This is a genomic window from Nonomuraea rhizosphaerae (assembly GCF_019396405.1).
Classification (GTDB): domain Bacteria; phylum Actinomycetota; class Actinomycetes; order Streptosporangiales; family Streptosporangiaceae; genus Nonomuraea; species Nonomuraea rhizosphaerae.
Window position 1 is genome coordinate 1 of sequence record NZ_JAHKRL010000382.1, and the last position, 6,129, is coordinate 6,129.

The 6,129-nt window shown below is 72.0% G+C and carries 9 protein-coding genes; all 9 read left to right on the forward strand.

Annotation, left to right across the window (positions count from 1 at the left end; translation table 11 throughout):
- Positions 1 to 124: 124 nt before the first annotated feature.
- Complete coding sequence (hisD, locus tag KME77_RS19610) at positions 125 to 1,447, forward strand: histidinol dehydrogenase (protein ID WP_219469779.1); 1,323 nt, start codon at positions 125 to 127, stop codon at positions 1,445 to 1,447.
- Complete coding sequence (locus KME77_RS19615) at positions 1,447 to 2,517, forward strand: histidinol-phosphate transaminase (protein WP_219469782.1); 1,071 nt, start codon at positions 1,447 to 1,449, stop codon at positions 2,515 to 2,517. Before hisD ends, KME77_RS19615 begins: the two co-directional genes overlap by 1 nt.
- Entirely contained in the window at positions 2,514 to 3,107 is a 594-nt protein-coding gene (gene hisB, locus KME77_RS19620) for an imidazoleglycerol-phosphate dehydratase HisB (RefSeq protein WP_219469787.1), read from the forward strand. The genes KME77_RS19615 and hisB overlap by 4 nt, the downstream gene beginning before the upstream one ends.
- Positions 3,104 to 3,259, forward strand: a complete 156-nt coding sequence (locus KME77_RS19625; RefSeq protein WP_219469789.1) for a CG2302 family histidine operon protein — start codon at positions 3,104 to 3,106, stop codon at positions 3,257 to 3,259. Before hisB ends, KME77_RS19625 begins: the two co-directional genes overlap by 4 nt.
- Positions 3,256 to 3,891, forward strand: coding sequence for an imidazole glycerol phosphate synthase subunit HisH (gene hisH / locus KME77_RS19630; protein ID WP_219469793.1), 636 nt, complete (start codon positions 3,256 to 3,258; stop codon positions 3,889 to 3,891). The genes KME77_RS19625 and hisH overlap by 4 nt, the downstream gene beginning before the upstream one ends.
- Positions 3,892 to 3,997: 106 nt before the next feature.
- A complete protein-coding gene (locus KME77_RS19635; RefSeq protein ID WP_219469795.1) occupies positions 3,998 to 4,327 on the forward strand; it encodes a hypothetical protein in 330 nt (109 codons plus the stop codon).
- Positions 4,327 to 5,052: a bifunctional 1-(5-phosphoribosyl)-5-((5-phosphoribosylamino)methylideneamino)imidazole-4-carboxamide isomerase/phosphoribosylanthranilate isomerase PriA gene (gene priA, locus KME77_RS19640; protein WP_219469798.1), complete on the forward strand. Its 726-nt coding sequence runs from the start codon at positions 4,327 to 4,329 to the stop codon at positions 5,050 to 5,052. Before KME77_RS19635 ends, priA begins: the two co-directional genes overlap by 1 nt.
- A gap of 28 nt (positions 5,053 to 5,080) precedes the next feature.
- A complete protein-coding gene (locus KME77_RS19645) occupies positions 5,081 to 5,476 on the forward strand; it encodes a RidA family protein (protein ID WP_246610227.1) in 396 nt (131 codons plus the stop codon).
- A partial coding sequence (gene hisF, locus KME77_RS19650) for an imidazole glycerol phosphate synthase subunit HisF (protein ID WP_219469801.1) occupies positions 5,473 to 6,129 on the forward strand: 657 nt, incomplete at its 3' end. The genes KME77_RS19645 and hisF, both read left to right, overlap by 4 nt.

The window sequence follows — 6,129 nt, forward strand, 5'->3', positions numbered from 1 at the left end:
CCGGCGCCAGGTCATCGCCGGTCTCACGGCCGCACCACCTCGGGTGTCCCGTCCCCGGTAAGACGCGCCCGTCCGGATGGTGGACAGAACCGGATTCAGCAGTCGGACTCCGTAAACTGGGACGGTGATTTCCCGTATCGACATGCGCGGTTGCCTTCCGGCGAACCTGCGCGACGTGCTGCCCCGCGCCGAGCTCGACGTCGAGGCCGCCCTGGAGAAGGTGCGGCCCATCTGCGACGCGGTGCGCCATCGCGGGGCGGCAGCCGTACGGGAGCTGACCGCCAGGTTCGACGGTGTGGAGATCGAGCGGGCCCGCGTGCCGCACGAGGTCATCCGGCAGTCGCTCACCCGGATGAGCCCCGAGGTGATCATCGCGCTGGAGGAGGCGATCCGCCGGGCCAGGACGGTCCACCGCGACCAGCTGCGCACCGACGTCACCACGCAGGTGGTGCCGGGCGGCACCGTCACCGAGCGGTGGGTGCCGGTCGACCGGGTCGGCCTGTACGTGCCGGGCGGGCGCGCCGTCTACCCGTCGAGCGTGGTGATGAACGTCGTGCCGGCCCAGGAGGCCGGGGTCGGCTCGCTGGCCGTGACGAGCCCGGCGCAGAAGGACTTCGGCGGGCTGCCGCACCCCACGATCCTGGCGGCGTGCGCGCTGCTGGAGGTGGACGAGGTCTACTCGGTGGGCGGGGCGCAGGCGGTGGCGATGTTCGCCTACGGCACCGAGGAGTGCCCGCCCGCGACCATGGTGACCGGGCCCGGCAACGTCTACGTGGCCGCCGCCAAACGCCTGCTCAAGGGCCGGATCGGCATCGACTCCGAGGCCGGGCCGACGGAGATCGCGATCCTGGCCGACGAGACGGCCGACCCGGTGCACGTGGCCGCCGACCTGATCAGCCAGGCCGAGCACGACGTGATCGCGGCCGCGGTGCTGGTCACCGACAGCCCCGAGCTGGCCGACGCCGTGGAGAAGGAGCTGCCGGGGCAGGTCGGCGCCACCCGCCACTCCGCGCGCATCACCGAGGCGCTGTCCGGCCGGCAGTCGGGCATCGTGCTGGTGGACGGCGTCGAGGACGGACTGAAGGTCGTCGACGCCTACGCGGCCGAGCACCTGGAGATCCACACGGCCGACGCGGCCGCCGTCGCCGCCCGGGTGCGCAACGCCGGGGCGATCTTCGTCGGCCCGTACGCGCCGGTCTCGCTCGGCGACTACCTGGCCGGGTCCAACCACGTGCTGCCCACCGGTGGCTGCGCCTGCCACTCCAGTGGCCTGTCGGTGCAGTCGTTCCTGCGCGGCATCCACGTCGTCGACTACACGCGTGAGGCGCTGGCCGACGCGGCCCGCCACGTCACCGTGCTGGCCGACGCCGAGGACCTGCCCGCCCACGGCGCCGCCGTCCGTGCCCGCTTCGACTGGCAGGTCCCCGCCCGAGGAGAGAAGAGCTAGTGAACCTGGACGACCTGCCGATCCGCGACGACCTGCGGGGCCGCAGCCCGTACGGCGCCCCGCAGATCGACGTGCCCATCCTGCTCAACACCAACGAGAACCCCTACCCGCCGTCCCCGGCCCTGGTCGACGACCTGGCCGAGGAGGTGCGCGCGAGCGCCGGCGGGCTCAACCGCTACCCCGACCGCGACGCCCTGGCGCTGCGCGCCGACCTGGCCGGCTACCTGGGCCACGGGCTGGTCAGGGAGCAGGTGTGGGCGGCCAACGGCTCCAACGAGATCCTGCAGCAGATCCTTCAGGCGTTCGGCTCCTACGGCCGTTCGGCGCTGGGGTTCGAGCCGTCGTACTCGATGCACCCGATCATCACGACCGGCACCAGCACGGAGTGGATCTCCGGCGCCCGTGAGGGCGACTTCTCGCTCGACCCGGCCAAGACGGTCGCGGCGGTCGAGGAGCACCGGCCCGACATCGTGTTCCTGACCTCGCCCAACAACCCGACCGGCACCGCGCTGCCGATGGAGACGATCACCCGGGTCCTGGAGGCGGCCAAGGGCATGGTCGTGGTGGACGAGGCGTACGCGGAGTTCGCCAGGGAGGGGACGCCCTCGGCGCTCACCCTGCTGCCTCAGCACCCGAGGCTGATCGTCACGCGGACGATGTCCAAGGCGTTCGCGATGGCCGGCACGCGGCTCGGTTACCTGGCCGCGCACCCGGCGGTGATCGACGCGCTGCTGCTGGTGCGGCTGCCGTACCATCTGTCGACGCTGACGCAGGCGGCGGCGCGGGTGGCGCTGCGGCACCGGGCCGAGCTGCTCGGCGCCGTGGACACCCTCAGGCGGGAGCGCGACGACACGGTGGCGTGGCTGCGCGCCAAGGGCCTGGACGTGGCCGACTCCGACGCCAACTTCGTGCTGTTCGGGCGTTTCCCCGACCGGCGCGCGGTGTGGGAGGGGCTGCTGGAGCGCGGGGTGCTGATCCGCGAGGTGGGTCCGCCAGAATGGCTGCGGGTGTCGATCGGCACCGGCGAGGAGATGGCGGCCTTCCGGGCCGCGATGGAGGGAGTGCTGTGAGCAGGGTTGGTCGGGTCGAGCGTGCCACGAAGGAGACGTCGGTCCTGGTCGAGGTCAACCTCGACGGCACGGGGCTGGTCGACGTCGCGACCGGGGTCGGCTTCTACGACCACATGCTGGCGCAGCTCGGCAAGCACGGCCTGTTCGACCTGACCGTCAAGACCGAGGGCGACCTGCACATCGACTCCCACCACACGATCGAGGACACCGCGCTCGCGCTGGGCGCCGCGTTCCGCCAGGCGCTGGGCGACAAGTCGGGCATCAGGAGGTTCGGCAGCGCGTCGTGCCCGCTCGACGAGGCGCTCGCCCAGGTGACGGTGGACCTGTCCGGCCGCCCCTACCTGGTGCACTCCGAGCCCGAGGGCATGGCGCCGATGATCGGCCCCGAGTACGACACGACGATGACCCGCCACATCCTGGAGTCGCTGGTCGCCCAGGCCGCCATCTGCCTGCACGTGCACGTGCCGTACGGCCGCAACGCCCATCACATCGTCGAGGCCCAGTTCAAGGCCCTGGCCAGGGCGCTGCGTGAGGCGTCGGAGCCCGACCCGCGGGCCAGCGGCGTGCCCAGCACCAAGGGCGTCCTATGACCCAGAACTGGATCGCGATCGTCCTGGTGTTCCTCGGGCTGTTCCTCTTCGGCGGGGTCTTCTCCCTGGTCAAGCAGGGCCTCAGGATCGGTGCGACCGTCTGCGCGCTCGGCGCGGTGCTGGCGATCACGGCGGGGGTGTTGTGGTGGTGAGGAAGAACGTCGTCGTGCTCGACTACGGGTCGGGCAACCTGCGCTCCGCCGAGCGGGCGCTGGCCAGGACGGGCGCCGAGGTGAGCGTCACCGCCGACTTCGACGCCGCGCTGGAGTGCGACGGGCTGGTGGTGCCGGGGGTGGGCGCGTTCGCGGCCTGCATGGCCGGGCTCAAGGCGGTGCGCGGGGAGCAGATCGTCGGCAGGCGCCTGGCCGGCGGCCGTCCGGTGCTCGGCATCTGCGTCGGCATGCAGATCCTGTTCGCCAGGGGAGTGGAGCACGGGGTCGAGTCCGAGGGCTGCGGCGAGTGGCCCGGCACGGTCGAGCGGCTCGACGCGCCGATCCTGCCGCACATGGGCTGGAACACCGTCAAGACGCCCGCGGGCAGCGTGCTGTTCGACGGCCTGGACGAGGAGACGCGCTTCTACTTCGTGCACTCCTACGGCGTGCGCGACTGGGAGCTGCGGCCGGGCGACGGGTTCGCCGAGCCACTGGTCACCTGGGCCGAGCACGGGGTGCCGTTCGTGGCCGCCGCCGAGAACGGCCCGCTGATGGCCACCCAGTTCCACCCGGAGAAGTCCGGTGACGCCGGGGCGGCGCTGCTGTCCAACTGGCTCGGCACCCTTGCGTGAGAGGGCGGGCGCGTGAGCCGTGGCAGGGGCGCTTGCCCCGGATTCAAGGAGACGGGCGCGTGAGCCGTGAAAAGGGCGCGTGCCTCTTACCTGAGAGGGCGGGCGCGTGAGCAAGGAGCGGGCGCGCCGCCGGGCCGAGCGTGAGGCGCGGCGCGAGCGCGCGATGCGGCTCAACCAGGAGCGGCAGGCGCGCGCCTCCAGGCGCCGCGCCCGCCTGGCCCGGCTGGTGCCCCGCCCCGTCAGGGTCGCCCGCCAGGGCGGCCTGCTGGCCCGCCGCCGCCGCGCCCAGAACGCCGTGGTCGCGCTGCTGTTCGTGCTGGTGCAGGTCGCGGTGTGGCTGGTGTGGGGCGCGCCGTTCCTGAGCTTCGCCGTGTTCGTGCTGTCCTTGCTGTTGATACCTGTTCTGTTGACCCTCGCCTTCGACCGGAGGACCTGATGTCGCTCGTATTGCTCCCCGCCGTGGACGTGGCGGACGGCCAGGCCGTCCGCCTCGTCCAGGGTGAGGCCGGGACCGAGACAGGCTACGGCGAACCGCTCGCCGCGGCGCTGGCCTGGCAGGAGGCGGGCGCGGAGTGGATCCACATGGTCGACCTCGACGCCGCCTTCGGCCGCGGCTCCAACCAGGAGCTGATCGCCGGCGTGATCGGCAGGCTGGAGGTGAACGTGGAGCTGTCCGGCGGCATCCGCGACGACGCCTCGCTGGCCGCCGCCCTGGCCACCGGCTGCCGCCGGGTGAACATCGGCACCGCCGCGCTGGAGAACCCTGACTGGTGCCGTAAGATCATCGCCGAGCACGGCGACAGGATCGCCGTCGGCCTGGACGTGCGCGGCACCACACTCGCCGCCCGCGGCTGGACCGAGGACGCCGGAGACCTGTGGGAGGTGCTGGAGCGGCTGGAGGCCGACGGCTGCCCCCGCTACGTGGTCACCGACGTCACCAAGGACGGCATGCTCAAGGGGCCCAACCTCGACCTCTACCGTGACATCTGCAAGCGCACCGACAAGCCCGTCGTGGCCAGCGGCGGCGTGTCCAGCCTCGATGACCTGGTGGCACTCGCCTCGCTGGTGCCTGACGGAGTGGAAGGCGCCATCGTGGGCAGGGCCCTCTACGCTCAGGCTTTCACGCTGCAGAGCGCACTGGTCGCGGTACGCGACGCCTAGTTCGTCGGGAGGGGGCGTGATGGGCAGCATGAGTATGGAAAAAACCGGTCCAAGAGTCTTTTCAGGAGGCATCTGGGAGGAACGGTACGGCTACGCGAGAGCGGTGGTGATCGGCGAAAGGGTCATCGTCTCCGGCTGTACCGCCACCGTCGACGGTGAGCTGCAGCACGTCGGAGACGCCTACCTGCAGAGCAGGACCGCGATGGACATCGCCCTGGAGGCGGTCGAGATGGGCGGGCTGACCAGGGTCGACGTGGTCATGGTCCGCTACTACGTGGTCGATCACGACCACTTCGACCGGGTCGGGCAGGCGATCGCCGAGGTCTTCGGCGACGTGCGCCCGGCCTGCACCGGCGTGAGAGTGGCCGGTCTGGTCGATCCGAGGATGCTGGTCGAGATCGAGATCGAGGCGCTGCGGGCATGACGGTAGCCGTACGGGTCATCCCGTGCCTGGACGTGGACGCGGGACGCGTGGTCAAGGGCGTCAACTTCGAGAACCTGCGCGACGCGGGCGACCCGGTCGAGCTGGCCAGGCGCTACGACGCCGAGGGCGCGGACGAGCTGACATTCCTGGACATCACCGCCTCGTCGGGCGAGCGCGACACGATGCTCGACGTGGTCCGCAGGACCGCCGAGCAGGTGTTCATCCCGCTCACCGTGGGCGGCGGCATCCGCTCGGTCGAGGACGTCAACCGGCTGCTGCGGGCCGGCGCCGACAAGGTGTCGCTCAACACCGCCGCCATCGCCAGGCCCGAGCTGCTCACCGAGGCGTCGCGGCGCTTCGGCGCGCAGTGCGTGGTGCTGTCGGTGGACGCCCGCCGGGCCGCCGGCACGCCCAGCGGGTTCGAGGTGACCACCCACGGCGGCCGCCGCGGCACCGGCATCGACGCCGTCGAGTGGGCGGCGCGCGGTGAGGAGCTGGGAGTGGGTGAGATCCTGCTCAACTCGATGGACGGCGACGGCACGCTCGACGGCTACGACCTGGAGATGCTGCACGCGGTCAGGGCGGCGGTCCGGGTGCCGGTGATCGCCAGCGGCGGCGCCGGGCGGCTGGAGGACTTCCCTCCGGCGGTCGCG